Source organism: Hydrogenophaga sp. R2 (assembly GCF_049843595.1).
In the GTDB taxonomy this organism is placed as follows: domain Bacteria; phylum Pseudomonadota; class Gammaproteobacteria; order Burkholderiales; family Burkholderiaceae_C; genus Hydrogenophaga.
In genome coordinates this window covers 121,890-147,994 of the sequence record NZ_JBBHZN010000004.1, presented here as the reverse complement: position 1 = coordinate 147,994, position 26,105 = coordinate 121,890, and the positions used below count along the sequence as shown (strand labels likewise).

Genomic DNA, 26,105 nt, shown 5'->3' with positions numbered 1-26,105 from the left:
GCGGCCGCAGCCGCGTGGAACCCCGGGATTGTGCGGCAGTGGCCTTGTCCCCACGCGGTCGCTGGCGACAATACCGGCCATGAACACCTCCGTGAGCCTGATTGGCGTTCCCACCGACATCGGCGCCGGCGCGCGCGGCGCCTCCATGGGGCCGGAAGCCCTGCGCGTGGCCAACCTGGCCGGCGTGCTGGCCAGCCATGGCCTGGACGTGCTGGACCGGGGCAACCTGAGCGGCCCGCCCAACCCCTGGCAGCCGCCGGTGGAGGGCTACCGCCACATCGACGAGGTGGTGGCCTGGAACCGCACCCTGCACGACGCGGTGCATGCCGAGCTGAACGGCGGGCGCATGCCCATCGTGCTGGGCGGTGACCATTGCCTGGGGCTGGGATCGATCAGCGCCGTGGCCCGCCACTGCCGCGAGACCGGCAAGAGGTTGCGGGTGCTCTGGCTGGACGCGCATGCCGACTTCAACACCGCCGAGCTCACCCCCAGCGGCAACCTGCACGGCATGCCGGTGGCGCTGCTGTGCGGCATGGGGCCGGCGGCACTCACCGGCATCGGCGGCACCACGCCGGCCATTCACCCGTCGGTGGTGCGGCAGATCGGCATCCGCAGCGTGGACGCGGGCGAGAAGCGGCTGGTGCACGAACACGGGCTGGAGGTGTTCGACATGCGCTACATCGACGAGATGGGCATGCGCCACACCATGGAGCAGGCGCTGATGGGCCTGGACGACGACACCCACCTGCATGTGAGCTTCGATGTGGACTTCCTCGACCCCGCCATCGCCCCCGGCGTGGGCACCACCGTGCCCGGCGGCCCCACCTACCGCGAGGCCCAGCTCTGCATGGAAATGATTGCCGACACCGGGCGCCTGGCCTCGCTGGACGTGATGGAGCTCAACCCGGCGCTCGACGAGCGCAACCGCACGGCCCTGGTCGCGGTCGACCTGATCGAGAGCCTGTTCGGCAAGTCCACCCTCATGCGGCAGCGCGCGCCGCGCGCATGAGGTCCACGGCCTTCTCGGCCATCATGATCACCGGGGCATTGGTGTTGCCCCCCACCACCTCGGGCATGACCGAGGCATCGACCACCCGCAGGCCGTCCATGCCGTGCACGCGCAGCTGCGCGTCCACCACCGCACCGGTTGCCGCGTCGGGCCCCATGCGGCAGGTGCCCACCGGGTGGTAGATGGTGTCGGCGTGGCGCCGCACGAACTGCTCGATCTGGGCATCGGTCTGCGCATCGGCACTGGCGGCCGATTCACGCCCGCCATGCCGCGCCAGCGCCGGCTGGCCCAGGATGCGCCGCACCTCGCGAAAACCCCGCACCAGGCGCGACACATCGTCCGGATCCTGCAGGAAGGCCGGGTCGATCAGGGGTGCGACCTGCGGGTCGGCGCTGGCCAGCTTGAGGCTGCCCCGGCTCCTGGGCCGCAGCAGACACACGTGGCAGGAGTAGCCGTGTCCCAGCACCGTCTTGCGGCCATGGTCCACCAGCTTGCCGATGACGAAGTGCAGCTGCAGGTCGGGGATGGCCTCCGAGGGCTGGCTGCGGATGAAGCCGCCGGCCTCGGCGAAGTTGGTGGTGAGCATGCCCCGGCGATGACGGCGCCACTCGACGATGCCGCGCAAGGCCGCCCAGATGCCGCGCGGCGAGATGCCCAGCAGGTCCTTCACCCCCGGCGCGTTCATCACCAGCACCACGTCCACATGGTCGTGCAGGTTGGCGCCCACGCCCGACAGCGGGTGCAGCGGCTCGACGCCCACCTCGCGCAGGTGATCGGCCGGTCCGATGCCCGAGAGCATGAGCAGCTGCGGTGAACCGAAGGCACCGGCGCTCAACACCACCTCGCCACCGGGCTTGCAGCTCAGCTGCTGCAGCGGGCCGCGCCCACCGTCGCTGCGGTATTCGATGCCGGTGGCCCGCAGACGGCCGCCCTGACCGGGCGTGGTCAGCACGCGGCACACCAGGGCTGCGGTGATCACCGTCAGGTTGGGCCGGCCCAGGTGCGGCGTGAGGTAGGCCTTGGCGGCGCTGAAGCGTTCGCCGTTCTTGTGCGTGACCTGGTAGACGCCCACGCCTTCCTGCTCGGGACCGTTGAAGTCGGGGTTGACCGGGTGGCCGGCCTGCTGCCCCGCCTCCACGAACGAGGGCAGGAAGCTGTTCGGGCTGCGCAGGTCCATCACGTTGAGCGGACCGCCCTGGCCATGCAGGGCATCGGCGCCACGCTCGTTGTGTTCGGCCCGCTTGAAGTACGGCAGCACCTCGTCGAACGACCAGCCGGGGTTGCCCTGGGCGGCCCAGGCGTCGTAGTCCTGCCGGTGGCCGCGGGCGTAGATCATGGCGTTGATGGAGCTGGAGCCCCCCAGCACCTTGCCGCGCGGCTGGTAGCCCCGGCGGCCGTTCAGGCCGGGCTGGGGCACGGTGTCGAAGCACCAGTTGGCCTGGCCGTTGCGGGCCATCAGGGCCAGCCCGGCCGGGCAGTGGATGAGCACGCTGGTGTCGGGCGGGCCGGCCTCGACCAGGGCCACCCGCACCGCAGGATCCTCGCTGAGCCGGCCGGCCAGCACACAGCCGGCCGATCCACCGCCCACGATGATGTAGTCGTACATGCCTGTCTCCATGGTGAGCCGCACACCCAGGGTGGTGCGCGACAATCGCCGGGCAAGTTAGCACAGGGCCTGCGCGCCCTTTAGGCAGCACCGCCTAGGAATGACGCCCCTGCGACCGCCGTGGTGCAGAACGCCGGGTTTCCCCCAACACAGACACGAGGTTTATTCAATGAGCAGCATCCAGACCGTGGGCATCATCGGCTCGGGCACCATGGGCAACGGCATCGCGCAGGCCTGCGCCACCAGCGGCATCCGCGTGGTCATGGTCGACATCGCCCAGGCAGCGGTGGACAAGGGCCTGGCCACCATCGCCGGCAGCCTGGACCGCCTGATCAAGAAGGAAAAGCTGACCGCCGAAGGCAAGGCCCAGGCGCTCTCGCTCATCAAGGGCTCGACCAGTTACGACGACCTCAAGGGCACCGACCTGGTCATCGAGGCCGCCACCGAGAACGAGGCGCTCAAGGTCAAGATCCTGCAACAGCTCGACGGCCTGCTGGCCCCCGAGGTGATCGTGGCCACCAACACCAGCTCCATCAGCATCACCAAGCTGGCCGCGGCCACGCAGCGCGCCGACCGCTTCATCGGCATGCACTTCTTCAACCCGGTGCCGCTGATGGCGCTGGTGGAGATCATCCGCGGCCTGCAGACCAGCGACGCCACGCACGACGCGGTCAAGGCGCTGGCCGAGCGCCTGGGCAAGAGCCCCATCACCGTGAAGAACGCGCCCGGCTTCGTCGTCAACCGCATCCTGGTGCCCATGATCAACGAGGCCTTCTTCGTGCTGGCCGAAGGCCTGGCCACGCCGGAAGACATCGACGCCGGCATGAAGCTCGGCACCAACCAGCCCATCGGCCCGCTGGCCCTGGCCGACATGATCGGCCTCGATGTGTGCCTGGCGGTCATGAACGTCTACATGGCCGAGTTCAACGACAGCAAGTACCGCCCGGCCCCGCTGCTCAAGGAAATGGTGGCCGCCGGCTGGCTGGGCCGCAAGACCGGGCGCGGCGTGTACACGTATTGATTCCCCCTGCGTCGGATCCACCGCACCCTGGACGGGGATCTGACCATCGGTCATCCTGGGGTTCGATCAGACCTGTACAATTTTCTGTACTTTTTGTCCGGACCCCACCATGAACGCCATCAGCTACACCACTGCCCGGGCCAACCTGGCCCACACCATGGACCGGGTGTGCGAAGACCATGAGCCGCTCATCATCACGCGCAACGGGCAACCGTCGGTGGTGATGTTGTCGATGGAAGACTTCCAGTCGCTGGAGGAAACGGCCTACCTGCTGCGCAACCCCGAGAACGCCCGGCGACTGCTGTCGGCGGTCGAAGCCCTGGGTGCCGGCAAGGGCAAGACCCGGCAGCTGGTCAAGTGAAGCTGGTCTTTGCGGACGAAGCCTGGGAGGACTACCTCTACTGGCAGCAGCAGGACAAGCGCATGGTCAAGCGCATCCACGAACTGATTGCCGCCACGCGGCGCGACCCGTTTGCCGGCATCGGAAAACCCGAACCACTGCGCCATGCGCTGGCCGGCTTCTGGTCACGCCGAATCACCGACGAGCATCGCATGGTGTACCGCGTGGAGACCGATGCGCTGCTGCTGGCACAGCTTCGTTACCACTACTGAAACGCTGCCCTCCGGATCACCAGGGCACTACCGTTCCGTGGTGGTCGAAGAACCCGCCATTGCTGCCCTCCGGCAGGCTGTCCATCACCTGCAGCAGTTCCTGTGCGGCCACCGCAGGCGGGCGCACCTCCAGCCCGGTCTTGGCGAAGGGCTGTGACAGGGCGGTGTCCACCGTGCCGGGGTGCAGGGCCACGCACAGGGCCTGCGGAGAGCGGCGGGCGAGTTCGATGGCGGCCGTGTGCACCAGCTGGTTGAGCGCGGCCTTGGAGGCGCGGTAGCCGTACCAGCCGCCCAGACGGTTGTCGCCGATGCTGCCGACCCGCGCCGAGATGAACGCCGCCACGCTGCGGCCTTTGCGCGGCAGCAGCGGCAGCAGGTGGCGCATGACCAGCGCCGGCCCGATGGTGTTGACGAGGAACAGCCGCTGCAGCGCTGCCGCATCCAGATGGGTCCAGCTGCGTTCGGGCTGCACCGCGCCTTCGTGCAGGATGCCGGTGGCCACCACCAGGCGGCGCAGCGGCAGGCCGGTGCGCTCCAGTTCGGCGCCGATGTGCTGCGCCACGCGGGCCACGCTGGCCTCGTCGGCGTAGTCCATGGCAGGGGTGGTGCGGCGGCCGATGGCCAGCACGGTGTGCCCTTGCTGGCGCAGGCCTTCGGCGAGCGCGGTGCCGATGCCGCCGGTGCCGCCGAGCACCACGGCAAGACCTGGGGATTCGTCGGTGGGATTCATGGCGGTCGATGATAGGAACGGCGCGGGCCCGGCGCCGGCATCGGCTCTGAAGGCCGCAGCCCACCCGGGGCCTTGGCCGCCGCCGACCCCGCCGGACCCGACCCCGGCGCTACCATCCCGGCCATGCAACAACATGACTTCGACCTCTTCGTGATCGGTGGTGGCAGCGGTGGCGTGCGCGCCGCCCGCATGGCCGCGCAACGCGGCGCCCGCGTGGCCCTGGCCGAGGTGCTGGGCACCGACGGCCTGGGCGGCACCTGCGTGAACGTGGGCTGCATTCCGAAAAAGCTCTACAGCTACGCCGCCCACTACGCCGAGGCCTTTGCCGAGTCGGCCGGCTTCGGCTGGGACACCGCCGGCGGTACGCTCGACTGGGCGCGCCTGAAACAGCGCCGCGCGGCTGAAATCACCCGCCTCAACGGCATCTACGGCAACCTGCTGTCGGGTTCGGGGGTGACGCGCATCGACGGTTTTGCGCGACTGACCGGCGCCCATTCGGTCAGCGTGGCCACGCTGCAGGCCGACGGCTCGGCCACGCACCGCGAGTTCACGGCGGCGCACATCCTGATCGCCACCGGCGGCACGCCCTTCGTGCCGCACTTCCAGGGGCGCGAACACGTCATCACCTCGAACGAGATCTTCGACATCGACCCCTTCCCGCAGCGGCTGGTGGTGGTGGGCGGCGGCTACATCGCCTGCGAGTTCGCCTCCATCTTCAATGACCTGGGCGCCCAGGTGACCCAGCTCTACCGGGGCGAGCAGGTGCTGCGCGGGTTCGACGACGAGATCCGGCACTTCGTGGCCGGCGAGATGGTCAAGCACGGTGTCGACCTGCGCCTGGGCGCCGGCGTGGTGGCCATCCGCAAGCAAGCCGACGGCCTGCACGTGGCGCTGGAAGACGGCCAGACCCTGGTGGCCGATGCCGTGCTGTACGCCACCGGCCGCGTGCCGCTGGTGAAGGACCTCGGGCTGGATGCCGTGGGCGTGGCCCAGGGCGCGCAGGGCGAGGTGCTGGTCAACGAGCAGTACCGCACCAGCGTGCCGCACATCTTTGCCGTGGGCGACGTGACCAACCGGGTGCAGCTCACGCCGGTGGCGCTGGGCGAGGCCATGGTGGTGGTGGACCAGATCCTGGGCGCCGCGCCGGGCAAGGCACCGCGCAGCATGAGCTACGAGTACATCCCCACCGCTGTGTTCACCCACCCCTCCATCGGCACCGTGGGCCTGAGCGAGCAGGCCGCCCGCGAACGGTATGGCGACGTCACCATCTTCCGCAGCGAATTCAAGGCACTGCGCCACACGCTCTCGGGCAGCACCGAGCGCACGCTCATGAAGCTGGTGGTCGACACCGCCACCGACCGCGTGGTGGGCCTGCACATGGTGGGCGCCGAGGCCGGCGAGATCGTGCAGGGCTTTGCGGTGGCCATGAAGGCCGGGGCCACCAAGACGGTGTTCGACAGCACCATCGGCATCCACCCCACGGCGGCCGAAGAGTTCGTGACCATGCGCGAACCGGTGCGGCGCTGAAGGACCGCGCGGACCGGCTTCAGACCAGCAGCACGGCCACGCCCACCAGGGTGTGCAGCCACAGCCCGGGGGCCAGCCAGCGCGCGTAGGCCCAGCCGCCCGAGACCAGGGCCGTGACCGTCTTGCTGCCGGCGTGCACCAGCAGGGCCAGCACCACGGCGCGCTCGGCCACCGGCGCCGGCGGCCCGCCGCTGAACACCGCCGCCAGTGCGGCGTGCAGGTCGGCCAGCGAACCCAGCACCACGCCGGCCAGCAGCCCGGCATCGCCCAGCCAGCGCTGCAGCAGGTGCACCACCAGCTGCACGCCGGCCAGCAAGGCGGCCACCGCCAGCGCACCGCGCAGGCTGAACATGCGGTCGGAGGCCGATGCCGCCAGGCCTTCGATGCGTGGTGTGGCCAGCGGCCCCTCGGCCGGACCCGGCTCGGCCGCACCATGCACCAGCCACAGCCCCGCGGCCAGCGCCAGCCCGGCCGCCACCACGGCCGACAGTCCCACATACGGCAGCCAGGCCGGCATGACCGCTGCCGCCACCATGACCATCTGCGCCTGCGTGGCCACGCAGCTCAGCAGCCCCCCGCCGGCCAGCACCCGCGGCACGGCACCGGGCTCGCGCGCCGACAGGCCCAGCGTGGCGATGGTGGCGGTGCTCGACGCCAGACCCGAGGCCAGCGACGACAGCACCACCGCGTGCCGCGCCTGCAGCAGCCGGCGCGCCAGGTGCGCGCCCGACTGCACCAGCAGCAGCAGCGAGAGCAACTGCCCCAGGCGCTGCGGGTTCAGCGCCCCGTCCAGCAGGGGCTGGTCGGGCAGCAGGGGCAGCACCACCAGCAGCAGCGCCGCCAGCAGGATGCCGTCTCGCACCTCGGCCGGGCGCAGCCAGTGCAGCGCAAAGCCATGCAGGCGCTCGCGGGCGGCCAGCAGGGCCGTGAGGCCCACGGCCAGCGCAGCGGCCGGCAGCAGCCGCCAGGTGCACAGCACACCGATCAGGTAGGTCAGCAGCAGGGCCACCTCGGTGGTCACGCCAGGGTCGTCGGACCGGTCGCGGGCATAGGCCACCACGCCCAGCGCCGCCACGAAGGCCGCACCCACCACCACCAGCCCGGTCATGCCGCTGAGCGCGGCCGCTGCGCCCATGACGCAGGTCAGCGTGAAGGTGCGCAGCCCGGCCAGCGCACGGGTCGGGCCATGGCCCTTGCGGCGCTCGCGTTCGATGCCCACCAGCAGCCCGCAGCCCAGGGCGGCGCTCAGCACGGTGGCGGCACGCAGCAGGTCGGGATCGAGGGGGCTGGTCATGGTGGTGAAGCAGGCACCGCACGGGCCACAATAAGCCCATGCAACGATCGCCCGACTTTACCGCCCCGCTCTTCTTCACCGACCCGGCCGCCGCACTGCAGCAGGTCGAGCGCATCTACCAGAACAGCATCGGCTTCCTGCGCCAGGCCATGCACGACTTCGTGGCCGGCGGCGATTTCCAGCACACGCATGTGCGGGCCTGCTACCCCTTCGTGCGGCTGCACAACCCCAGCGTGCTGCGCCAGGGCGGGCCTTCCCGGCTGAGCTACGGCTTCGTGGCCGGCCCGGGCAAGTTCGAGACCACCCTCACCCGCCCCGACCTGTACAGCGACTACTACCTGGAGCAGTTCCGCCTGCTGCTGGCCAACCACGGCGGCGAACTGGAGGTGGGCACCAGCACCCAGCCCATCCCGATCCATTTCTCGTTCGCCGAGAACGACCACATCGAGGGCCAGATGGACGCCACCCGCCGCGCGCAGATGCGCGACGTGTTCGACCTGCCCGACCTCACCGTCATGGACGACGGCATCGCCAACGGCACCCATGTGCCGGCCCCGGGCGAGCCGCATCCGCTGTCGCTGTTCACCGCGCCCCGGGTGGACTATTCCCTGCAGCGCCTGCGCCACTACACCGGCACCTCGCCGACCTGGTTCCAGAACTTCGTGCTGTTCACCAACTACCAGTTCTACATCGACGAGTTCATCAAGCTCGGCCATGCCGAGATGGCCGACCCCGACAGCCCCTACGAGGCCTTCATCGAACCCGGCAACGTGGTCACACGCCGGGTGGGCCTGCCGCCCGAGGCCGACGATGCCGCCGGCCAGGCCCCCCCACGCCTGCCGCAGATGCCGGCCTACCACCTGATCCGGCGCGACCGCAGCGGCATCACCATGGTCAACATCGGCGTGGGCCCGGCCAATGCCAAGACCATCACCGACCACATCGCCGTGCTGCGCCCGCACGCCTGGCTGATGCTGGGCCACTGCGCCGGCCTGCGCACCACCCAGCAGCTGGGCGACTATGTGCTGGCCCATGCCTATGTGCGCGAAGACCATGTGCTCGATGAAGAACTGCCGCTGTGGGTGCCCATCCCGGCGCTGGCCGAAATCCAGCTGGCGCTGGAGGCCGCGGTGGCCGACGTGACCGGCGTGCCGCCGCACGAGCTCAAACGCATCATGCGCACCGGCACCGTGGCCAGCACCGACAACCGCAACTGGGAGCTGTTGCCCGACAACACGCCGCAGCGCCGCTTCAGCCAGAGCCGCGCGGTGGCGCTCGACATGGAGAGCGCCACCATCGCCGCCAACGGCTTCCGTTTCCGCGTGCCCTACGGCACCCTGCTGTGCGTGAGCGACAAGCCGCTGCACGGCGAGATCAAGCTGCCCGGCATGGCCAACCACTTCTACCGCGAGCGGGTCGACCAGCACCTGCGCATCGGCATCCGCGCCATGGAGCGCCTGCGCAGCGGCGGTGTGGACCAGCTGCACAGCCGCAAGCTGCGCAGCTTTGCCGAAGTGGCCTTCCAGTAACCCCTTGCCGACACACCCCATGACCACCCGCCGCCGCTTCATTCTGGGAACCCTCGCCGCCAGCGGTGCGCTGGTGCTGGGCTGGAGCGCCCTGCCGCCGCGCCAGCGCCAGCAGACCGCCACGCCCCTGCCCGCTGCCCAGGGCGAACACGCCTTCAACGGCTGGGTGAAGGTGGGTGAGGACGACCGCATCACCGTGGTGCTGGCGCGCAGCGAGATGGGCCAGGGCGTGAGCACCTCGCTGGCCCTGCTGCTGGCCGACGAGCTGGACGCCGACTGGGCGCAGGTGCGGGTGGAGGCCTCGCCCATCGACGGCATCTACAACAACCTGGCCACGGTGGTCGACGGCCTGCCCTTCCACCCCGAGGCCGCCGGCGTGCTGGTCGATGCCGCCCGCTGGCTCACCGCCAAGACCATGCGCGAGATCGGCGTGATGATGACCGGCGGCTCCTCCAGCGTGAAGGACCTGTGGCTGCCCATGCGCCAGGCCGGTGCGGCTGCGCGCCAGATGCTGTTGGAAACCGCCGCCGCACGCTGGGGTGTGGCCCCTGCCGACTGCCGCGCCCAGGTCGGCACCGTGGTGGCCCCGGACGGCCGCACGCTGCGTTATGGCGCCCTGGCCGCCGAGGCCGCCACCCGCTCGGTGCCCAGCCGCCCGCGCCTGAAGACACCCGAGCAGTTCCGCCTGATCGGCAAGCCCACGCCCCGCCTGGACGCCGCCGCCAAGACCGACGGCAGCGCCCGCTTCGGCATCGATGTGCAGCCGCCCGGCCTGCTGCATGCCGCCATCCAGTTCTGCCCCACCCGGCTGGGCCGGGTGCAGGCCTGCGACGAAGCCCCGGCCCGCGCCCTGCCCGGCGTGCAGGCGGTGGTGCGGCTGGACCCCATGGCCGGCGGCAGCGGCGGCATGGCGGTGGTGGCCAGCCACTGGTGGCAGGCCCGTCAGGCGGCCGAGGCCCTGCAGGTGCAGTGGGACCACGGGCCGCTGGCCACTTTCGACAGCGACGCCGCACTCGCCGGTCTCTCGACGCTGCTCGACCAGGACGACGGTTTTGCCTTCCACCGCGAGGGCGATGTGGACGCCGCCCTGGCCGGTGCCACCCGGCGCATCGAGGCCGAGTACCGCGCACCCTGGCTGGCCCACAGCACGCTCGAACCCATGAACTGCACCGTGCAGCTGGCCGCCGATGGCCGCAGCGCCACGGTGTGGGCGCCCACCCAGGTGCCCGGTCTGGCCCGCCGCGTGGCCGCGCAGGCGCTCGGGCTGGACAGCGAGGCCGTCACGGTGCATGTGACCCTGCTGGGCGGCGGCTTCGGCCGCCGGCTGGATGTGGACTTCGTGGCCCAGGCCGCCGCCGTGGCCAAGGCGGTGCCGGGCCGCCCGGTGCGCACCCTCTGGACCCGCGAGCAGGACATGCGGCACGACTTCTACCGCCCGGCCTGCGTGGCCCGCTTCACCGCCGGGCTCGATGCCTCGGGCAAGCTCGTGGCCTGGAAAAACACCAGCGCCGGCCAGGCCATCGTGCCGCAGGTGCTGCAACGCGTGTTCGGCCTGCCCGGCGGCGGGCCGGACAAGACCACGTCCGAGGGCGCCTTCGACCAGCCCTACGAATGGCCGGCCACCCGCATCGCCCATGTGAACGCCGACCTGCCGCTGCCGGTGGGTTTCTGGCGCGCCGTGGGGCATTCGCACCAGGCCTTCTTCAAGGAATGTTTTCTGGACGAAGTGGCCCACGCCGCCGGCACCGACCCGCTGGCCCTGCGCGAATCGCTGCTGCAGGACCATCCGCGCGAGCGCGAGGTGCTGCAGACCGCTGCCCGGGCCGCCGGCTGGGGCACGCCGACGCCCGCTGCGCCCGATGGTGCGCCGGTGGCGCGGGGCCTGGCCCTGCACCGCTCGTTCGGCTCGACCGTGGCCCAGGTGGCCGAGGTGTCGCTGGGGCCGGACCGCAGCATCCGGGTGCACCGCGTGGTGTGTGCCATCGACTGCGGCTTTGCGGTCAACCCGGCCGGCGTGAAGCAGCAGATGGAAAGCGCCATCGTCTTCGGCCTGAGCGCCGCCCTGTACGGCCAGGTGGACGTGCGCAAGGGCCAGGTGCAGCCGGGCAACTTTCACGAGCAGCCGGTGCTGCGCCTGCCCGACATGCCGGTGGTGGAGGTGCTGGTCATCCCCAGCCACCATGCGCCCGAGGGCGTGGGCGAACCGGGTCTGCCGCCGCTGGCGCCGGCCGTGGCCAATGCGCTGTTCGCGCTCACCGGGCAGCGGCTGCGCAGCCTGCCGCTGCGCCTGGCCTGAGGGCCGGCCTCAGGTGTTGAGCTTGACCGAGCGCCCGATGTAGAGGATGGGGCCGGTGGGCTTGCCGGTGGGCGAGCCGTTGTAGGGCTCCAGCGTGATCTCGAACAGCTGGTTGGGCTGCAGCGGCGGCAGCTGGTCCAGCGGCACTTCCAGCGGCTGCCCCGGCTGCACCAGGCCCAGCGAGAGCGGCGCGGTCCAGCCGTCGGCCTTGGTCCAGAACTGCAGCGAACGCTCCTGCGGCACCTCGGTGCTGGCCAGCGGCTGGAGCTTGAGCGTGCGCTTGCCGCTGGTCTGCACCACCCAGCCCGGGGCGGTGTTGTTGGGCGCCACCAGCACCACCAGAAACTGGTTGCGGGGCGCCGCGGTGTTCATGGGCACGGCGGCCAGGAACGCAGCCGCCGCCACACCGGCCGCCGCCACACCGCGCCACAGCGCCAGGTTGTTCCACAGGGCACGCCAGCCCCGGGCCGGCGGGTCGGCGGGCACGGCGGCGCGGCGCGGCGCCACGCTGGCCTCGATGCGCGACCACAGCGCGGGCGAAGGCTGCACCGGCTCCACCAGCTTGGTGAGGGGTTGCAGGCGCTGCTCCCAGAACTGCACCGCGTCGCGCAGCGCGGCGTCGTGCGGCAGGCGCTGCTGCACCTCGGCCCGGCGGCTGGCACTCAGGGTGCCCAGCACATAGTCGGCCGCGAGCTGCTGCAGGGCTTCGGGCGTCATGGGGGTGCTCATGCCAGGCACTCCTTGAGCGAGGCCACGCCGCGCCGGATCCAGGCCTTCACCGAACCCAGCGGGGCCTGCAGGCGTTCCGCGATCTCCACATGCGTGCAGCCGTCCAGGTAGGCGAACAGCACGCAGTTGCGTTTGGCCACGTCCAGGCGGGCCAGGCATTCGTCCAGGCGACCCAGCGAGGCGCGCAGGGCGAAGGCATCCGTCATGTCGGGGGCAGCGCCGGCTTCGGCGTCCTGCAGTTGTTCGAGGGTGTCGTCGTCCACGTCCACATGGCGCTGACGCGATCGCATCAGGTCCAGGGCGCCGTGGCGCACGATGCTGCACATCCAGCCGCGGCCGTCGCCCCGGGCGGGGTCGAAGCTGCCGGCCTTGGTCCAGATGGACACGAAGGCATCGTGCAGCACGTCTTCGGCCAGGGCGCGGTCGCGCACGATGCGCAGGGCCACGCCCAGCAGGAACCGGCTCTCCTGCTGGTAGAGCCGGTGCAAGGCCGCCTGGTCACCGCGTGCGCAGGCGGCCAGGTCGGCGTTGTGGTCACAGGGCTGCGGCGGTCTTGAGGTCACGGAGCGGTGGAGGAACACACCGGGCAGTACCCCGGCGGCGCTCATGTTAACCGAGCCCATGACGACCGCCGCCAGTCATCACATGGCCTTGTAGAAGATGTAGTCGGACTTGTACTGCACGACCTGCTTCTGGCCCTTGGTGGCCGGGGTGCAGGGTGCGGCCGGAGCCACGCCGCCGGCGGTGGCCACGCGCTGGATGTAGGTGATGCCGGTCATGGCGCCCATGCCGGTGGCCGGGTTGGCCTTGACCAGCTGCAGCGGAATGTTGCCGGTGCCGCCCGGGGCGATGGCCAGCTGGGCGCCGGTCACCTTGGAGCCATCGGCGCTTTCCCAGGTGGCGGGCGGGCCGTAGTACTTGCCGATCTGCTTGCCGCTGCGGTCCAGCAGCTTGGCGTCGGGGCCGACGAACACCCACTCGGTCTGGCCGGCGGCGTCCTTCTTGTCGCGGCACTCGTAGGTGATGTCGCCCACGCCCACGGTTTCCAGAACGACCTTGTGGCCGGCCGGCACCTTCACGGCGTCGGGCAGGCTGGCCTGCGAGAACATCGGAGCGGGGGCCTGGGTGGCGCAGGCGGCCAGGGACAGGGCGGCGGCAACGGCCAGAGCGGACTTGAAGAACATCGTGGAACTCCTGTGAGGTTCGGGTGGGATGGCAGCGGCGCAAAGATCAGCGCCACTGCTCCTACTACCCGCCAGGAGGCCGGATGGATGCAGCCGGAGGCACTCCGGATGCAAAAAAATGTTTCTGGGTCGTTCAAGCCCGGCGCGGACGCACCTTGGCCGCCGCCCGCTTGGCCACCACACGGGCCTGCTCCACGTCGGCATCGAAGGCCAGGGCCACGCCCATGCGGCGCTTGGCAAAGCTCTCGGGCTTGCCGAACAGGCGGATGTCGGTGTTGGGCTCGCGCAGGGCTTCGTCCACCCCGTCGAACACGATGCCGGTGGCGTCCATGCCGCCATAGATCACGGCACTGGCTCCCGGGCTCTTGAGCGCGGTGTTCACCGGCAGGCCCAGGATGGCGCGGGCGTGCAGCTCGAACTCGTTCTGCCACTGGGTGATCAGGGTCACCATGCCGGTGTCGTGCGGGCGCGGGCTGACCTCGCTGAACCAGACCTGATCGCCCTTGACGAACAGCTCCACGCCGAACAGGCCCTGGCCGCCCAGGTTCTCGGTGACGGCGCGGGCGATGTCGCGGCTTTTCTGCAGCGCAGCCGGTGTCATGGGATGCGGCTGCCAGCTCTCCACATAGTCGCCGCTCACCTGCACATGGCCGATGGGGTCGCAGAAATGGGTTTCGATGCGGCCGTCGGCCCCCTTGGCGCGCACGGTGAGCTGGGTGATCTCGTAGTCGAAGTCGATGAAACCTTCAACAATGACACGGCCGTGGCTCACGCGGCCACCGGCCATGGCGTAGTCCCAGGCCTTCTGCACGTCGGCCGGGCCGTCGATCTTGCTCTGGCCCTTGCCCGAGCTGCTCATGACCGGCTTGACGATGCAGGGGTAACCGATGCCGCTGTCGATGGCGGCCTGCAGCTCGGCCAGCGAGTCGCAGAATTTGTACGGGCTGGTCGGCAGGCCCAGGGTCTCGGCGGCCAGGCGGCGAATGCCTTCGCGGTCCATGGTGAGGCGGGCGGCGCGGGCGGTGGGGATGACCGTGACCACGCCAGCGGCTTCGAGCTCCTGCAGGGCCGGGGTGGCAATGGCCTCGATCTCGGGCACCACCAGGTGCGGGCGCTCGGCCTCGATCAGGGCCTTGAGCTGGGCCGGGTCGCTCATGACGATGGTGTGGGCCCGGTGCGCCACCTGCTGGCCCGGCGCGTTCTCGTAGCGGTCGACTGCAATCGTCTCCACGCCCAGGCGCTGCAGCGCGATCAGCACTTCCTTGCCCAGCTCGCCGGAGCCGAGCAGCATCACCTTGGTGGCGGAGGGAGACAGGGGCGTGCCGAGCGTGGTCATGGCGGAATCCTTGAAGGCGTTGGAAACAGTCGGAGGGTCAGACCGTGTGGCCGCTGGTCTGGCCCATGGCCTCGCCCAGGCGCACCGGCGCGCCGGGCGCCCAGTGCGGGTTGAAGGCGATCACGTCGTGCGGCCAGAGCATGACCACCGTGGAGCCGAGCAGGAAGCGGCCCATTTCGTCACCCCGGTCGAAGCGGATGTCCTGGTCGTCGTAGCGCCATTCGCGCACGGCACCGGGGCGCGGCGAGTTGACCACGCCGTGCCAGGTGGTGGCCATGCTGCCGACGATGGTGGCACCCACCAGCACCAGCACGAAGGGCACGGTGCCGCCCTGGTGCGGCATGTCGAACACGCAGACCACCCGCTCGTTGCGGGCGAACAGGCCAGGCACGCCGCGCGCGGTGGCCGGGTTGACCGAATACAGGTCGCCCGGCACATGGATCATGCGGCGCAGGCGCCCGGCGGCCGGCATGTGGATGCGGTGGTAGTCGCGCGGGCTGAGGTAGATGGTGGCGAACGACCCGTTGTCGAAGGGTGCGGCCAGTTCGGCGTCACCGCCCACCAGGGCGCGGGTGCTGTAGAGGTGGCCCTTGGCCTGGAAGATCTGGTCGCCCGCGATCGGCCCGAACTGGCTGATGGCGCCGTCCACCGGGCACACGAAGGCGGCATCGGCCAGCGGCCGGGCACCGGGCTTGAGGGCGCGGGTGAAGAAATCGTTGAAGCTGGCATAGGACGTGATGTCCGGGTTGGCCGCCTCAGTCATGTTGACCTGATAACGCCGCACGAAGCGGCGGATCATGGCGTGGGTGATGCCGCCGGCCTGGGCACGGGCGATGCGCCCGGCCAGTTCGGTCAGGGCGCGCTGGGGCAGCCAGTGCTGCAGGGTGACGGATAGGGGTGTGGACACGGGGCGCATTGTAGGTGGCACCCCGTACGGGGGAGGGTGGCGGGGCACAATCCCGGCATGCCCCAACCCCTGTTTTCGGTCCAGCACCTGGTCAAGCGCTACGGCGACGCCACGGTGGTGAACGACCTGAGTTTCGACATCCAGCCCGGCGAATGCCTGGGCGTGATCGGCCCGAACGGCGCCGGCAAGACCACCACCATCCGCATGTGCCTGGGCCAGACCGCACCCGACGGCGGCCGCATCGACGCCTTCGGCCTGGACATGCCGCGCGACGCCCTGGCCATCAAGGCCCGGCTGGGCGTGGTCAGCCAGATGGACACGCTGGACCCGGACTTCAGCTGCGCCGAGAACCTGCTGGTGTACGGCCGCTACTTCGGCCTGAAGGACCGCGACATCCGCGCCCGCGTGCCGCAGCTGCTGGAGTTTGCCGCCCTCTCGCACAAGGCCGGCGCCAAGCCGGGTGAACTGTCCGGCGGCATGAAGCGGCGCCTGTCGCTGGCCCGCGCCCTGGTCAACGACCCGCAGCTCCTGTTGCTGGACGAACCCACCACCGGCCTGGACCCGCAGGCCCGCCACCTGATGTGGGAACGCCTGCAGCTGCTGTTGCAGCAGGGCAAGAGCATCCTGCTGACCACCCACTTCATGGACGAGGCCGAGCGCCTGTGCAGCCGCCTGCTGGTGCTGGACCATGGCCGCAAGATCGCCGAGGGCCGGCCGCGCGAACTCATTGCGCAGCACCTGGAGCCCGACGTGGTGGAGGTGTACGGCCCCGGTGCGCTGGATCTGGCCCAGGGCGATGCCCATGCCGCGCTGCGTGCCCTGGCCGCCCGGGTGGAGGTGAGCGGCGAGACCGTGTTCTTCTACACCCAGCAGGCCGCCCCGCTGCTGCAGGCCCTGGGCGCTCACCCGGCGCTGCGCACCCTGCACCGTCCGGCCAACCTGGAAGACCTTTTCCTCAAGCTCACCGGCCGCCAGATCCGGGAAGACGCATGAACACCCGCACCCTGAACCCGCCGAACACGCCGTCCCACTGGTCCCGCCCTCGCCTGTCCTTGCGCTGGTGGCCGGTGTTCCAGCGCAACCTGCTGGTGTGGCGCAAGCTGGCCGTGCCCAGCCTGGTGGGCAACATCGCCGAGCCGCTGATGTGGCTGGTGGCCTTCGGCTACGGCATGGGCGCCCTGGTGGGCGAGGTTCAGATCGCCACGCCGCAGGGCAGCACCGCCGTGCCCTACATCCTGTTCCTGGCCAGCGGCAGCATCTGCATGAGCGCCATGAACGCGGCCACCTTCGAGGCGCTGTACTCGGCCTTCTCGCGCATGCATGTGCAGAAGACCTGGGACGGCATCATGAATGCGCCGGTGGCGCTGGACGATGTGGTGCTGGCCGAGATGCTGTGGGCATCCTTCAAGTCGCTGTTCACCGTGACCGCCATCCTGGGCGTGATGCTCGCGCTCGGCATCTCGCACTCGCCGCTGTTGCTGCTGGCCTGGCCGGTGCTGTGGCTGGTGGGCATCACGTTTTCGTGCATTGCCCTGGTGTTCAATGCCCTGGCCAAGGGCTATGACTTCTTCACCTACTACTTCACGCTGTTCCTGACGCCGATGATGTTCCTCTCCGGCGTCTTCTTTCCCCGGGAACAGCTGCCGGGTTTCGTACAGTGGATCGCCCAGTGGCTGCCGCTGTCGCATGCGGTGGACCTGGTGCGGCCCCTGTTCATGAACCAGTGGCCCGATCGCCCCTGGCTGCACCTGGCGGTGCTGGTCGGCTATGCGGTGCTGGCGTTCTGGATCGCGCTGGCGCTGACCCGCAGACGCTTCGCCCGCTGAGCCGCCGGGCTCAGTGCATGCGCTGCTGGACGGCGGGCTGGGCGTCGGCGTAGAGCTCGATGCCGCTGTCCATGAAGGCTTCGCTGTCGATCTGGGCGTCGAAGTCGCGGGCGCTGTCGAACAGCTTGGGGATCAGCGGCTTGTCCAGCGGGCGGCAGATCCGGCCGCGCAGCTGGCGCAGGTCCACGCTGGACTCCATGGCGCTGATGACGGTTTCCGGGTCGAGCATGAGCACGAAGGGATTGAGGCGGGTGGCGGTGGATTTCATGGCGTGTTCCGGTGTGTTTGGCATGGTGACAAGTCCGTTGTCGATGAAACAAACTGTATCGAGCCTGTTTCAAACGGTTAAGTCGGCGCCTTGCCATTCACCGTGTAGGAAGTTGCCTGACAACCCTTCCGGTCCGCCTACACACCCGGCGTGACGTCCGTCACGACAGGCCGGCACCGTGCCGCAGGGCCTCCACCGCCGAACGCACCACCGACTGCACGCTGCCGCTCTGCTGGTAGCGCTGGCGCAGGAAGCTGGCGTGGTTGCCGGCCCGCGCCGCGGTGCGCTCGATCTCGTCGATGGCGGCCATCGACCCCAGGCTCTGCGCGTGCGGCGCGATCTTGCGCAGCGTGGCCAGCACGTCCTCGCGGATGCTGATCTGCTCGCGCGTCTTGGGGTTGACCATCATCCCGTCCAGGCCGAAGCGGCAGGCCTGGAAACGGTTGTAGGTGTAGACGAGGTAATCGTCTTCTTCCGGCGGCGGCTCGTTGCGCTCCAGCAGGTGCCGGCACAGGGCCTGCAGGTAGCAGGCCAGCGCGGCCGCACGCTCCACCGTGAGCGGCGTGTCGCACACGCGCAGCTCGATGGTCCCGTACTCCGGCTTGGGCCGGATGTCCCAGTAGAAGTCCTTCATGGACTTCACCACGCCGGTGCTCTCCATCTTGGTGAAGTACACGTTGGCGAACTCGTCCCACTTCAGCACGAAGGGCGCACGGCCGGAGAGCGGGAAGGCAAACACCGAGTTCAGGCGGGCCGAGTCGAACAGCGTGTCCACCCCCTGCGAGAACGGCGACGAGGCCGAGAGCGCAATGAAGTGCGGCACATAGCGGTTGAGCGAATGCAGCAGGAACAGCGCCTCGTCCGGCGAGCTGCAGCCCACGTGCACATGCTGGCCGAACACGGTGAACTGCTTGGCCAGGTACCCGTACAGGCCCGAGAGCTCCTGGAAGCGCGGCTTGGAGAAGATGCGCTGCTCGAACCAGCGCTGGAACGGGTGCGTGCCGCCACCGGCCAGCTCGATGTTGAGGCGGTCACCGGCCTGCTCCAGCGTGTCGCGGATCGCCTGCAGCTGGGCCAGCAGCGGGCCGTGCTCGCGCTGCACGTCGGTGGCGATCTCGATCATGCTCTGCGTCATCTCGGGCGTGACCGTGCCCGGGAAAGGCTTGCGGCGCAGCAGTTCGAGCAGGTCGTTGGCGCTGCTGGAGAGGTCGTAGTCGTAGCTGTTGACCAGCTGCAGTTCCAGCTCCACGCCCAGGGTCAGCGAATCGGAGGCCTTGAAGGTTTCCAGCGGCATGCGTCACTCCTTGGTCACGTGGGTTTCCTGGGCCGCCATCAGGGCGCGCTGGGTCACCACCGGACCCAGCAGCTCCTGCAGCAGCATCATGGCGGCAATGGCGGCCAGCACCTGCACCGCCGGCTCGAAGCCGTACAGGCGCGACTGGTCCAGCAGCAGGATGGCAAAGGCGGACATGGGCGTGAGCGCCAGCCCGGTCAGCAGCCCCTTGCGCTCGGTGATGCCGGACAGGCGCGCGGCCGCCACGTTGCACACCACCTTGGAGGCGCCCCGCACGCCGATCAGCACCAGGCCCAGCAGCATGCCGGTGCCCACCGTGGCCCATTCCAGCAGCGAGGCGATGTAGACGAACAGGAACACCGAGAGCAGGTCGCCGGCGGTGCCGAAGTCGCGCTGGGCATTGGTCAGGTGCACCCGGCGCTCGCGCGCCACGATGCCGAAGCTCAGCGCCGCCAGCAGCGGCGAGAGCCGGAAGCCGAAGGCCGCCGTGGTGAGCAGCAGCACCGACAGCGCAAACACCACCGTCACGCCGCGCTCGGGCGTGCTGCGCAGCCGCAGCAGCCAGGGCACCGCCACACCCAGCAGGCCACCCACCGCCACCGAGGTGACCAGCACATGGATGCTGCCGAAGGCCGCCAGCACCAGGTCGCCCGAGGTGCTGAGGTACCAGTAGCCGATCACCAGCTTGAGCGCGGCCACCGCCATGAAGCAGTTGATGGCACACAGGTGCAGCACCCGCTCGGTCACCTGGCCTGCGCTGCGCAGCTCGTTGGCCACGCGCACCACACCGGCCGGCGAGGCCGACACCGACAGCGCCGCGATGATCAGGCGCTGGTCTTCCGGCAGGGCAAAGAAGCCGGTGACGAAGTAGATGGCACCGAAGGTGATGACCGACTCCACCACACCGAGCGCCAGCACCCAGGGGTTGTGGCGGAACCAGCGCAGGTTGATGCGGTAGCCCAGCTCGAACAGCACCAGGGACAGCGCCACGTTGGCCAGGAACGGCAGGCCCTGGATGTCGGTGGTCAGGCCCGGCAGGTTCACCAGCCCCCCCAGCAGACCCACCGCCACATAGGTGCTCACCCGGGGGATGCGCCAGCGCTCGTGCGCCAGCTCGCCCAGGAACCAGGCGGCCAGCAGCACCAGCGGCCAGGCAATCGATTGCAGAAGAAAGGCGATGTTGGTCACCACGGCGGGGCTCCTGTGAGTGCCTCGCGGGCCATGCCGTCCCGGCAAGGCCGAGGCATGGATCACGGGGCGGGTCGGCCCCTGTGGGAGCCGGCGATTCGACAGACAGGCGGCCGCTGGGGCCACCGCGCGTTCAGGCCGCGAAACGGCCCTGGAGGGCTTGCAGGCCGAACTCGTCGAGCACCTGCAGCAACCGCTGGCGGGCGCGTTCGCGGCCGCCGGCTCGGTCGTCGGTCATTCTACGTGCCAGGATGAGTTCGTTCTTCATGGAATGTTCCCAGCCCACGAGTTCGGTCACCGTCACTTCGAAGCCATGGGCTTCGAGCTGCAGGCAGCGCAGCACGTTGGTGATCTGGCTGCCGAACTCGCGCGTGTGCAGCGGGTGGCGCCACAGCTCGGCCAGGGCGGTGCGCCGCAGGTTCAGCGCCTTGTTCTGCCGCATGGTGGCCGCCACCTCGGCCTGACAGCAGGGCACCAGCACCATGGCCTGCGCGTGCCGCGCCAGGCCGAAGGCAATCGCATCGTCGGTGGCAGTGTCGCAGGCGTGCAGCGCGGTGACCACATCGATGCGCTCGGGCAGGTCGGGGTGGGCAAAAGCCTCCTGCACCGTGGTGGCCACGAAGTCCATGCGCTCGAATCCCAGGCGCTGTGCCAGCGCCCGCGAACGTTCCACCAGCTCGGCGCGCACCTCCACACCGATCACCCGCGCATCGGGCAGCGCCTGCAGCACCAGGTCGTACAGGATGAAGCCGAGGTAGGACTTGCCGGCCCCGAAGTCGGCCATGGTCACGCGGCCCTGGGCGGCGTGCACCTGCTGCAGCAGCGGTTCGATGAACTGCACCAGGTGGTAGACCTGCTTGAGCTTGCGGCGGGTGTCCTGGTTGAGGCGGCCGTCGCGCGTGAGGATGTGCAACTCCTGCAACAGGCCGATGGACTGGCCCGGCCGCAGCTCCGGCAGCTGCTGGCGCAGCTGCGCTTCGGGCGATGCGGCGGGCGAGGCAGGCGTGGAGGGGCGGGTGCTGGATCGGTCTCGGCGGGGCATCGGGCGATGGTAGCCCACGCCCCCGGCGACAATCCGCCATGGACCGCGCAACCCCCGATCACCCGTACAACGCCCTCACGCCCGATGCCGTCATGGACGCGCTGTGGGCCGTGGGCCTGCAGCCCGATGGCCGGCTGCAGAGCCTCAACAGCTTCGAGAACCGGGTGTACCAGGCCCACCTGGACGAACCGGTGCAGGGCCACCGTCAGGTGGTGGTCAAGTTCTACCGGCCCGAGCGTTGGACCGAAGCGCAACTGCTGGAGGAGCACGGCTTTGCGCAGGAGCTGACCGAGGCCGAGGTGCCGGTGGTGCCACCGCTGTCACTGCAGGGCGCCACGCTGCACCGCCACGGCGACTTCCATTTTTCGGTCAGTCCACGGCGCGGCGGCCGCCGGCCCGAGCTGGACGACTTCGAGGTGCTGGAATGGATCGGCCGCTTTCTGGCCCGCATCCACACCGTGGGCGCGGCGCGGCCCTTCGTGTACCGCCCGGCCTTGAATGCCGCCACCTTCGCCCATGAGCCCCGCGACTGGCTGCTGCAGCACGATGCGGTGGCACCCGAGGTGCGCACCGCCTGGTCGCAGGCGCTGGGCGAAGCCCTGCAGATCATCGAGGGCCACGCTGTGCTGCGCCCCGCCACCGGTGACGCGCCTGCCCTGGCCACCGTGCGGCTGCACGGCGACTGCCATCCGGGCAATGTGCTGTGGACACCCGAGGGCGAGCCGGGTGCGGGACCGCACTTCGTGGATCTGGACGACGCCCGCAGCGGCCCGGCGGTGCAGGACCTGTGGATGCTGCTCAGCGGCGACCGGCGCCAGCAGACGCACCAGCTCTCGGCCCTGCTGGAGGGCTACGAACAGTTCTGCCCCTTCGACCGGCGCGAGCTGGCCCTGATCGAGCCGCTGCGCACCCTGCGCCTGATCCACTACAGCGCCTGGATCGCCCGCCGCTGGGACGACCCGGCCTTTCCCATCAACTTCCCCTGGTTCGGCAGCCGCGATTACTGGCAGGGCCAGGTGGACATGCTGGTGGAACAGATCGAGGCCATGCAGGAGCCGCCCCTGAACGTCTGAGGGTCGGAGATGTTCCGGCCGCCGTTCCGTTGCGTTGATTCAGTTGCACACAATTGAATTGTTCGTCATAATCCAGCCCATGCCCGCCGCTCACCGATCCACCGCTCGTACATCCGCCGACGCCCTGCGCCTGGACCACCAGCTGTGCTTTGCGCTGTATTCCTCGTCGCTGGCCATGACCAAGCTCTACAAGCCCCTGCTGGAGCCGCTGGGCCTGACCTATCCGCAGTACCTGGCCATGCTGGCCCTGTGGGAGGACGACGGCCTGACGGTGAGCGAACTGGGCGAACGCCTGTTCCTGGATTCGGGCACCGTCACCCCGCTGCTCAAGCGGCTGGAGTCGGCCGGCCTGGTGCAGCGCGAACGCGATGCGCAGGACGAGCGCCGGGTGCTGGTGCACCTCACCGATGCCGGCCGGGCCCTGCGCCGCCAGGCCACCGCCGTGCCGGGCTGCGTGCTCGACGCCAGCCAGTGCAGCGTGGACGAGGTGCTGGCCCTCACCCGCGAGATCCAGTCGCTGCGCAACCGGCTGCAAAAGGCCCTGAGCGCGCCAGCCGGCTGACCGGCCCCACCCACCGATTCAACCCCCGCCTGTCCGCAGGCACCCACCAGGAGAAGCCCATGCCCACCCAGCTCGACAAAGTCATCTACACCGCCCGCGCCACCACCACCGGCGGCCGGGAAGGCACCTCGCGCAGCGACGACGGCCTGCTCGACGTCAAGCTCAGCCCGCCCAAGGCCATGGGCGGCGCCGGCAACGCCACCAACCCGGAGCAGCTGTTCGCGTCCGGCTACTCCGCCTGTTTCATGGGGGCCATGAAGCATGTGGCCGGCATGAAGAAGATCGCCGTGCCGGCCGATGCCACCATCACCGCCGAGGTCGACATCGGCCCCATCCCGCAGGGCTTCGGCATCGCGGTGCGCATGACCATCAGCCTGCCGGGCATGGACCGTGCCGTGGCCCAGGATCTGGTGGACACCGCGCACCAGGTCTGCCCCTACTCCAACGCCACCCGGGGCAACATCCCGGTGACGCTGAACATCGCCTGATCAGGGCTTGATCGAGGCCTGATCAGCGCGACGGCGCGTCGGGGTCGTGGATCACGGTGCTGGTCCCGACCCCCACGCCCACCCGGGCCTTGCTGTCGCCCACCGGGGCACTCACGCCCACACCGGCGCCGGCACTCACCTGGCCGCGCTGGTTCACACCCACCCCCACACCGACCGGCCCGACGCCGGTGCCCACGCCCAGGCTGACGCCGTTGTTGCTGGCGCCCACGCCGATGGTGACGGGGCCGATGGGCACGCCCACCCCCACACCCACCGAACTGCAGCCCGCCAGCAGCAGGCCGGCGCCAGCGGCCGTGGCAGCCGCCATGCGACGAAGGGCGGCCTGGCGGGCGAAGGTAGGGGTCGGCAAGGTCATGGTGTTCTCCGGTGGCGTCCGCCGCTCAGGCGGACATGCCCATTGTGACCGGCATGGGGCAGGCCGGGTTCCCCGTTGCCTTCAGCCCGGCAGCGGGCCGAAACGTTCGATGGAGGCTGCCAGCCAGTCGGCCGGCCGGGCAGCCGGCTCGGCCCGCACGATGCGCCAGCCGCTGCCGTCGGCCTGCACGCGCGCTGCACCCCCCTGCCACAGCAACCAGGCCAGCCAGGCGGCGTCCTGCAGGGACACCTCGCTGCCCGCCGGGCCATGCATCAGCCGGCTGACGGGATCGGCCCGGTCCAGCACGATGGCATCGCCCGACAGCGGCACCTGCCAGGCCGCCGCCAGGGCGGCCAGCGGCTCGGCGCCGGCATCGCGCCAGGTGCTCAGCCAGTGCTGGATGCCCTGGGCCGCCTGGACCACGCGGCGGGCTTCGGCCTGCAGCAGGTCGGCATGGTCCCAGCGGCGCCAGTCCACCTCGGGTGCGGACGCCTGGACCGCCATGGCACCGACGGCCCAGGCATGCAGGGCGGCTTCGGCCTGGTCGAACCGGATGACCGCGGCCACGCCCAGCAGCTGGCACAGGCGGCTGCCCATGAGCTGCCCCTGGTGGGCCAGCATCTTCTCGCGCACCAGGCCATCGCGCTCGCGCCGCAGCTCGGCCAGCTCCAGCGCGTTCTTGAGGTCGGCGCGCAGGCTCTCCAGCGCCCAGGGCTTGCTGATGTAGCGGTAGATCTCGCCGGAGTTGATGGCCTCGATGGCCTCGCCCAGCTCGGAGTAGGCCGTGGTCAGCATGCGCACGATGCCCGGGTGGTGTTCGCGCGCATAGCGCAGCAGCTCGTTGCCGCGTTCGCCCGGCATGCGCTGGTCGCTCACCAGCACGCCGATCTCGTCGCCATGCTGGCGCAGCATCTCGCGACCCTCCTCGACCGAGGTGGCGGTGATCACCGGGGCCAGCGGACTGACCAGCCGCTCGAAGTACTTCAGCGCCATCGCCTCGTCATCGACATACAGAATTTTCATGGCAGCAAGGCGCCTCCTATGCGCGGGAACCAGTCAACGGAAAACAAAGGGTGACCACCGTGCCGTCGCCCGGGGCGGATGACACCGTGATGGCGCCCCCCAGCGAGGTCATGACACGGCGGCAGAACACCAGGCCCATGCCGTGGCCGCCGCGGTCGGCACGGGTGGTGAGCGGCTCGTGGGTGAGCCGCTGCAGGATGTCGGGCGCAATGCCGGGGCCGTTGTCGGCCACCTGGATGGCCTCCCAGGCCTGGCCGCCCTCGGGGGCGGGAATGGGCAGCAGGCGGATGCGGACCCGGGGCGACGGTGTGCCGGCCTCGCGCAGCGCCTGCAGGGCGTTCTTGAGCAGGGTCGACAGCACCAGGAAGACCAGATCGTGCCGACCGGGCAAGGCAAAGTCGTGGGCATCGTCGATCTGCACCCACTGCGCCTCGTCCGCGGGGTAGGGGTAGTGCCCGCACACCGAACGCACCAGGGCAGCCGCCGCCGGCCGCTGCGCCGGCTGCACCGCGTGGGCATCGCCGGCCGACTGCACGAAGCTGCTCACCAGCGACTGGGCGTACTCGGTGCGGCGCCGGGCGGCGTCCAGCATGGCGCGCACGTCGCCGGGCCGTCCCTGGGCGATGCGGGCCTCGCCGACACCGGGGTCGGGGCTCTCGGCATGCCGGTCCTGCAGGGCCGAGAGATAACCCTGCACCGTGGCCAGCGGGGTGGTCACCTCGTGCGCCAGAAAACCCAGGGTGTCACGCAGCATGGCCGCGCGCTGATCGAGCTGGTCGCGCTCCTGACGGCGCTGCGCGGCCTGGGCCACGGCCTCCCGGATCACCTGGCGGGCCAGGGCCTCGTCCAGCGGCTTGTCCAGCATGAACTCCACATGCCCGTGGTTGACGGCCTGCATGGCCACTTCCTTGTCGGCATAGGCCGAGACCAGCACCCGGATCACGCCCGGATGCCGGCGGCTGGCCTCGCGCAGCAGATCGATGCCATTGCGCCCGGGCATGCGGTAGTCGGTGAGCAGGACGACCGTGGCGGCGCCCGGACCGGCCAGACAGTCCAGCGCCTCGTCCACGCCGTGCGCGGTCAGCACCTCGAACTCGTCGGCATAGGCCCGCTGGAACCACTTGCAGGCCTGGGGCTCGTCGTCCACCATGAGTACCATGGGTCGAGCAGGCACAGAGCGAGGGC

General features: G+C 70.1%; 26 protein-coding genes and 1 pseudogene. 12 read left to right on the top strand and 15 right to left on the bottom strand.

What is annotated here, in order from left to right; translation table 11 throughout:
• Positions 1-79: 79 nt before the first annotated feature.
• Entirely contained in the window at positions 80-1,009 is a 930-nt protein-coding gene (rocF, locus tag WD026_RS14105) for an arginase (RefSeq protein ID WP_425724296.1), read from the top strand.
• Here rocF and WD026_RS14100 read toward each other — a convergent pair.
• Positions 981-2,615, bottom strand: a complete 1,635-nt coding sequence (locus tag WD026_RS14100; protein ID WP_425724295.1) for a GMC family oxidoreductase — start codon at positions 2,613-2,615, stop codon at positions 981-983. The two genes, rocF and WD026_RS14100, sit on opposite strands and share 29 nt — an antisense overlap.
• A gap of 169 nt (positions 2,616-2,784) precedes the next feature.
• Between WD026_RS14100 and WD026_RS14095 the strand changes: the two genes are divergently transcribed.
• The 3 genes from WD026_RS14095 to WD026_RS14085 all read left to right on the top strand — a co-directional run bounded on the left by WD026_RS14095 (position 2,785) and on the right by WD026_RS14085 (position 4,248).
• Entirely contained in the window at positions 2,785-3,636 is an 852-nt protein-coding gene (locus WD026_RS14095; protein ID WP_425724294.1) for a 3-hydroxybutyryl-CoA dehydrogenase, read from the top strand.
• A 109-nt stretch (positions 3,637-3,745) separates the two neighbouring features.
• The gene (locus tag WD026_RS14090; RefSeq protein WP_425724293.1) at positions 3,746-3,997 is read left to right on the top strand and encodes a type II toxin-antitoxin system Phd/YefM family antitoxin; all 252 of its coding nucleotides are present in this window, start codon (positions 3,746-3,748) and stop codon (positions 3,995-3,997) included.
• The gene (locus WD026_RS14085; protein ID WP_425724292.1) at positions 3,994-4,248 is read left to right on the top strand and encodes a Txe/YoeB family addiction module toxin; all 255 of its coding nucleotides are present in this window, start codon (positions 3,994-3,996) and stop codon (positions 4,246-4,248) included. The genes WD026_RS14090 and WD026_RS14085 overlap by 4 nt, the downstream gene beginning before the upstream one ends.
• 16 nt (positions 4,249-4,264) lie before the next feature.
• Here WD026_RS14085 and WD026_RS14080 read toward each other — a convergent pair whose 3' ends face one another.
• Entirely contained in the window at positions 4,265-4,978 is a 714-nt protein-coding gene (locus tag WD026_RS14080) for an SDR family NAD(P)-dependent oxidoreductase (protein ID WP_425724291.1), read from the bottom strand.
• 123 nt (positions 4,979-5,101) lie between these two features.
• Between WD026_RS14080 and gorA the strand changes: the two genes are divergently transcribed.
• Positions 5,102-6,505, top strand: coding sequence for a glutathione-disulfide reductase (gorA, locus tag WD026_RS14075; protein ID WP_425724290.1), 1,404 nt, complete (start codon positions 5,102-5,104; stop codon positions 6,503-6,505).
• Between the two features lie 19 nt (positions 6,506-6,524).
• Here gorA and WD026_RS14070 read toward each other — a convergent pair whose 3' ends face one another.
• On the bottom strand, positions 6,525-7,799 hold the full coding sequence (locus WD026_RS14070; RefSeq protein WP_425724289.1) for a DUF4010 domain-containing protein: 1,275 nt from the start codon (positions 7,797-7,799) through the stop codon (positions 6,525-6,527).
• 38 nt (positions 7,800-7,837) lie between these two features.
• On the opposite strand from WD026_RS14070, the gene WD026_RS14065 reads away from it, so the two are divergent.
• Positions 7,838-9,328, top strand: coding sequence for an AMP nucleosidase (locus WD026_RS14065; RefSeq protein WP_425724288.1), 1,491 nt, complete (start codon positions 7,838-7,840; stop codon positions 9,326-9,328).
• A gap of 19 nt (positions 9,329-9,347) precedes the next feature.
• A complete protein-coding gene (locus tag WD026_RS14060; RefSeq protein WP_425724287.1) occupies positions 9,348-11,624 on the top strand; it encodes a molybdopterin cofactor-binding domain-containing protein in 2,277 nt (758 codons plus the stop codon).
• 9 nt (positions 11,625-11,633) lie between these two features.
• On the opposite strand, the gene WD026_RS14055 is transcribed toward WD026_RS14060, so the two are convergent.
• The 5 genes from WD026_RS14055 to asd all read right to left on the bottom strand — a co-directional run bounded on the left by WD026_RS14055 (position 11,634) and on the right by asd (position 15,780).
• Positions 11,634-12,353 carry an anti-sigma factor gene (locus tag WD026_RS14055; protein WP_425724286.1) on the bottom strand — a complete coding sequence of 240 codons (720 nt, stop codon included), beginning with the start codon at positions 12,351-12,353 and terminating at the stop codon, positions 11,634-11,636.
• Positions 12,350-12,916, bottom strand: coding sequence for a sigma-70 family RNA polymerase sigma factor (locus WD026_RS14050; RefSeq protein ID WP_425724285.1), 567 nt, complete (start codon positions 12,914-12,916; stop codon positions 12,350-12,352). The genes WD026_RS14055 and WD026_RS14050 overlap by 4 nt, the downstream gene beginning before the upstream one ends.
• 78 nt (positions 12,917-12,994) lie before the next feature.
• Entirely contained in the window at positions 12,995-13,537 is a 543-nt protein-coding gene (locus tag WD026_RS14045; RefSeq protein ID WP_425724284.1) for a DUF3455 domain-containing protein, read from the bottom strand.
• Between the two features lie 133 nt (positions 13,538-13,670).
• Positions 13,671-14,873, bottom strand: coding sequence for a formate-dependent phosphoribosylglycinamide formyltransferase (gene purT, locus WD026_RS14040; RefSeq protein WP_425724283.1), 1,203 nt, complete (start codon positions 14,871-14,873; stop codon positions 13,671-13,673).
• A gap of 37 nt (positions 14,874-14,910) precedes the next feature.
• On the bottom strand, positions 14,911-15,780 hold the full coding sequence (asd, locus tag WD026_RS14035; RefSeq protein ID WP_425724282.1) for an archaetidylserine decarboxylase: 870 nt from the start codon (positions 15,778-15,780) through the stop codon (positions 14,911-14,913).
• A gap of 57 nt (positions 15,781-15,837) precedes the next feature.
• Between asd and WD026_RS14030 the strand changes: the two genes are divergently transcribed.
• Together WD026_RS14030 and WD026_RS14025 are read left to right on the top strand one after the other, a co-directional pair.
• Positions 15,838-16,773, top strand: a complete 936-nt coding sequence (locus WD026_RS14030) for an ATP-binding cassette domain-containing protein (RefSeq protein WP_425724281.1) — start codon at positions 15,838-15,840, stop codon at positions 16,771-16,773.
• A complete protein-coding gene (locus WD026_RS14025) occupies positions 16,770-17,606 on the top strand; it encodes an ABC transporter permease (protein ID WP_425724280.1) in 837 nt (278 codons plus the stop codon). The genes WD026_RS14030 and WD026_RS14025 overlap by 4 nt, the downstream gene beginning before the upstream one ends.
• A gap of 10 nt (positions 17,607-17,616) precedes the next feature.
• Here WD026_RS14025 and WD026_RS14020 read toward each other — a convergent pair whose 3' ends face one another.
• From WD026_RS14020 to WD026_RS14005, 4 genes are all read right to left on the bottom strand, one after another.
• The gene (locus tag WD026_RS14020) at positions 17,617-17,874 is read right to left on the bottom strand and encodes a hypothetical protein (RefSeq protein ID WP_425724279.1); all 258 of its coding nucleotides are present in this window, start codon (positions 17,872-17,874) and stop codon (positions 17,617-17,619) included.
• Positions 17,875-18,034: 160 nt separating this feature from the next.
• Positions 18,035-19,168 carry a YbdK family carboxylate-amine ligase gene (locus tag WD026_RS14015; RefSeq protein WP_425724278.1) on the bottom strand — a complete coding sequence of 378 codons (1,134 nt, stop codon included), beginning with the start codon at positions 19,166-19,168 and terminating at the stop codon, positions 18,035-18,037.
• A gap of 3 nt (positions 19,169-19,171) precedes the next feature.
• Positions 19,172-20,356: a cation:proton antiporter gene (locus WD026_RS14010; RefSeq protein WP_425724277.1), complete on the bottom strand. Its 1,185-nt coding sequence runs from the start codon at positions 20,354-20,356 to the stop codon at positions 19,172-19,174.
• Between the two features lie 133 nt (positions 20,357-20,489).
• Positions 20,490-21,398 carry a class I SAM-dependent methyltransferase gene (locus tag WD026_RS14005; RefSeq protein ID WP_425724276.1) on the bottom strand — a complete coding sequence of 303 codons (909 nt, stop codon included), beginning with the start codon at positions 21,396-21,398 and terminating at the stop codon, positions 20,490-20,492.
• Between the two features lie 38 nt (positions 21,399-21,436).
• On the opposite strand from WD026_RS14005, the gene WD026_RS14000 reads away from it, so the two are divergent.
• From WD026_RS14000 to WD026_RS13990, 3 genes are all read left to right on the top strand, one after another.
• Entirely contained in the window at positions 21,437-22,471 is a 1,035-nt protein-coding gene (locus WD026_RS14000; protein WP_425724275.1) for a serine/threonine protein kinase, read from the top strand.
• Between the two features lie 79 nt (positions 22,472-22,550).
• Complete coding sequence (locus tag WD026_RS13995) at positions 22,551-23,033, top strand: MarR family winged helix-turn-helix transcriptional regulator (RefSeq protein ID WP_425724274.1); 483 nt, start codon at positions 22,551-22,553, stop codon at positions 23,031-23,033.
• 59 nt (positions 23,034-23,092) lie between these two features.
• Positions 23,093-23,521, top strand: a complete 429-nt coding sequence (locus WD026_RS13990) for an organic hydroperoxide resistance protein (RefSeq protein WP_425724273.1) — start codon at positions 23,093-23,095, stop codon at positions 23,519-23,521.
• A 31-nt stretch (positions 23,522-23,552) separates the two neighbouring features.
• On the opposite strand, the pseudogene WD026_RS13985 reads toward WD026_RS13990, so the two are convergent.
• From WD026_RS13985 to WD026_RS13975, 3 genes and pseudogenes are all read right to left on the bottom strand, one after another.
• Positions 23,553-23,897: pseudogene (locus WD026_RS13985) on the bottom strand (hypothetical protein); the annotation flags it as partial.
• Positions 23,898-23,978: 81 nt separating this feature from the next.
• Positions 23,979-24,920 (bottom strand): response regulator, encoded by a 942-nt coding sequence (locus WD026_RS13980; RefSeq protein ID WP_425724272.1) that lies wholly within the window; start codon positions 24,918-24,920, stop codon positions 23,979-23,981.
• Between the two features lie 16 nt (positions 24,921-24,936).
• Positions 24,937-26,079: a hybrid sensor histidine kinase/response regulator gene (locus WD026_RS13975; RefSeq protein ID WP_425724271.1), complete on the bottom strand. Its 1,143-nt coding sequence runs from the start codon at positions 26,077-26,079 to the stop codon at positions 24,937-24,939.
• Positions 26,080-26,105 lie beyond the last annotated feature (26 nt).

What these genes read in the sequence shown, in the direction of transcription:
- WD026_RS13980 (WP_425724272.1), bottom strand. Translation starts at nt 24,920, where the DNA reads ATGAAAATTCTGTATGTCGATGACGAGGCGATGGCGCTGAAGTACTTC.
- WD026_RS14060 (WP_425724287.1), top strand. Translation starts at nt 9,348, where the DNA reads ATGACCACCCGCCGCCGCTTCATTCTGGGAACCCTCGCCGCCAGCGGT.
- WD026_RS14080 (WP_425724291.1), bottom strand. Translation starts at nt 4,978, where the DNA reads ATGAATCCCACCGACGAATCCCCAGGTCTTGCCGTGGTGCTCGGCGGC.
- WD026_RS13975 (WP_425724271.1), bottom strand. Translation starts at nt 26,079, where the DNA reads ATGGTACTCATGGTGGACGACGAGCCCCAGGCCTGCAAGTGGTTCCAG.
- rocF (WP_425724296.1), top strand. Translation starts at nt 80, where the DNA reads ATGAACACCTCCGTGAGCCTGATTGGCGTTCCCACCGACATCGGCGCC.
- WD026_RS14025 (WP_425724280.1), top strand. Translation starts at nt 16,770, where the DNA reads ATGAACACCCGCACCCTGAACCCGCCGAACACGCCGTCCCACTGGTCC.
- WD026_RS14005 (WP_425724276.1), bottom strand. Translation starts at nt 21,398, where the DNA reads ATGCCCCGCCGAGACCGATCCAGCACCCGCCCCTCCACGCCTGCCTCG.
- WD026_RS14030 (WP_425724281.1), top strand. Translation starts at nt 15,838, where the DNA reads ATGCCCCAACCCCTGTTTTCGGTCCAGCACCTGGTCAAGCGCTACGGC.
- WD026_RS14070 (WP_425724289.1), bottom strand. Translation starts at nt 7,799, where the DNA reads ATGACCAGCCCCCTCGATCCCGACCTGCTGCGTGCCGCCACCGTGCTG.
- WD026_RS14020 (WP_425724279.1), bottom strand. Translation starts at nt 17,874, where the DNA reads ATGAAATCCACCGCCACCCGCCTCAATCCCTTCGTGCTCATGCTCGAC.
- WD026_RS14100 (WP_425724295.1), bottom strand. Translation starts at nt 2,615, where the DNA reads ATGTACGACTACATCATCGTGGGCGGTGGATCGGCCGGCTGTGTGCTG.
- purT (WP_425724283.1), bottom strand. Translation starts at nt 14,873, where the DNA reads ATGACCACGCTCGGCACGCCCCTGTCTCCCTCCGCCACCAAGGTGATG.
- gorA (WP_425724290.1), top strand. Translation starts at nt 5,102, where the DNA reads ATGCAACAACATGACTTCGACCTCTTCGTGATCGGTGGTGGCAGCGGT.
- WD026_RS14055 (WP_425724286.1), bottom strand. Translation starts at nt 12,353, where the DNA reads ATGAGCACCCCCATGACGCCCGAAGCCCTGCAGCAGCTCGCGGCCGAC.
- WD026_RS14095 (WP_425724294.1), top strand. Translation starts at nt 2,785, where the DNA reads ATGAGCAGCATCCAGACCGTGGGCATCATCGGCTCGGGCACCATGGGC.
- WD026_RS13990 (WP_425724273.1), top strand. Translation starts at nt 23,093, where the DNA reads ATGCCCACCCAGCTCGACAAAGTCATCTACACCGCCCGCGCCACCACC.
- WD026_RS14045 (WP_425724284.1), bottom strand. Translation starts at nt 13,537, where the DNA reads ATGTTCTTCAAGTCCGCTCTGGCCGTTGCCGCCGCCCTGTCCCTGGCC.
- WD026_RS14015 (WP_425724278.1), bottom strand. Translation starts at nt 19,168, where the DNA reads ATGCCGCTGGAAACCTTCAAGGCCTCCGATTCGCTGACCCTGGGCGTG.
- WD026_RS14090 (WP_425724293.1), top strand. Translation starts at nt 3,746, where the DNA reads ATGAACGCCATCAGCTACACCACTGCCCGGGCCAACCTGGCCCACACC.
- WD026_RS14000 (WP_425724275.1), top strand. Translation starts at nt 21,437, where the DNA reads ATGGACCGCGCAACCCCCGATCACCCGTACAACGCCCTCACGCCCGAT.
- WD026_RS13995 (WP_425724274.1), top strand. Translation starts at nt 22,551, where the DNA reads ATGCCCGCCGCTCACCGATCCACCGCTCGTACATCCGCCGACGCCCTG.
- WD026_RS14065 (WP_425724288.1), top strand. Translation starts at nt 7,838, where the DNA reads ATGCAACGATCGCCCGACTTTACCGCCCCGCTCTTCTTCACCGACCCG.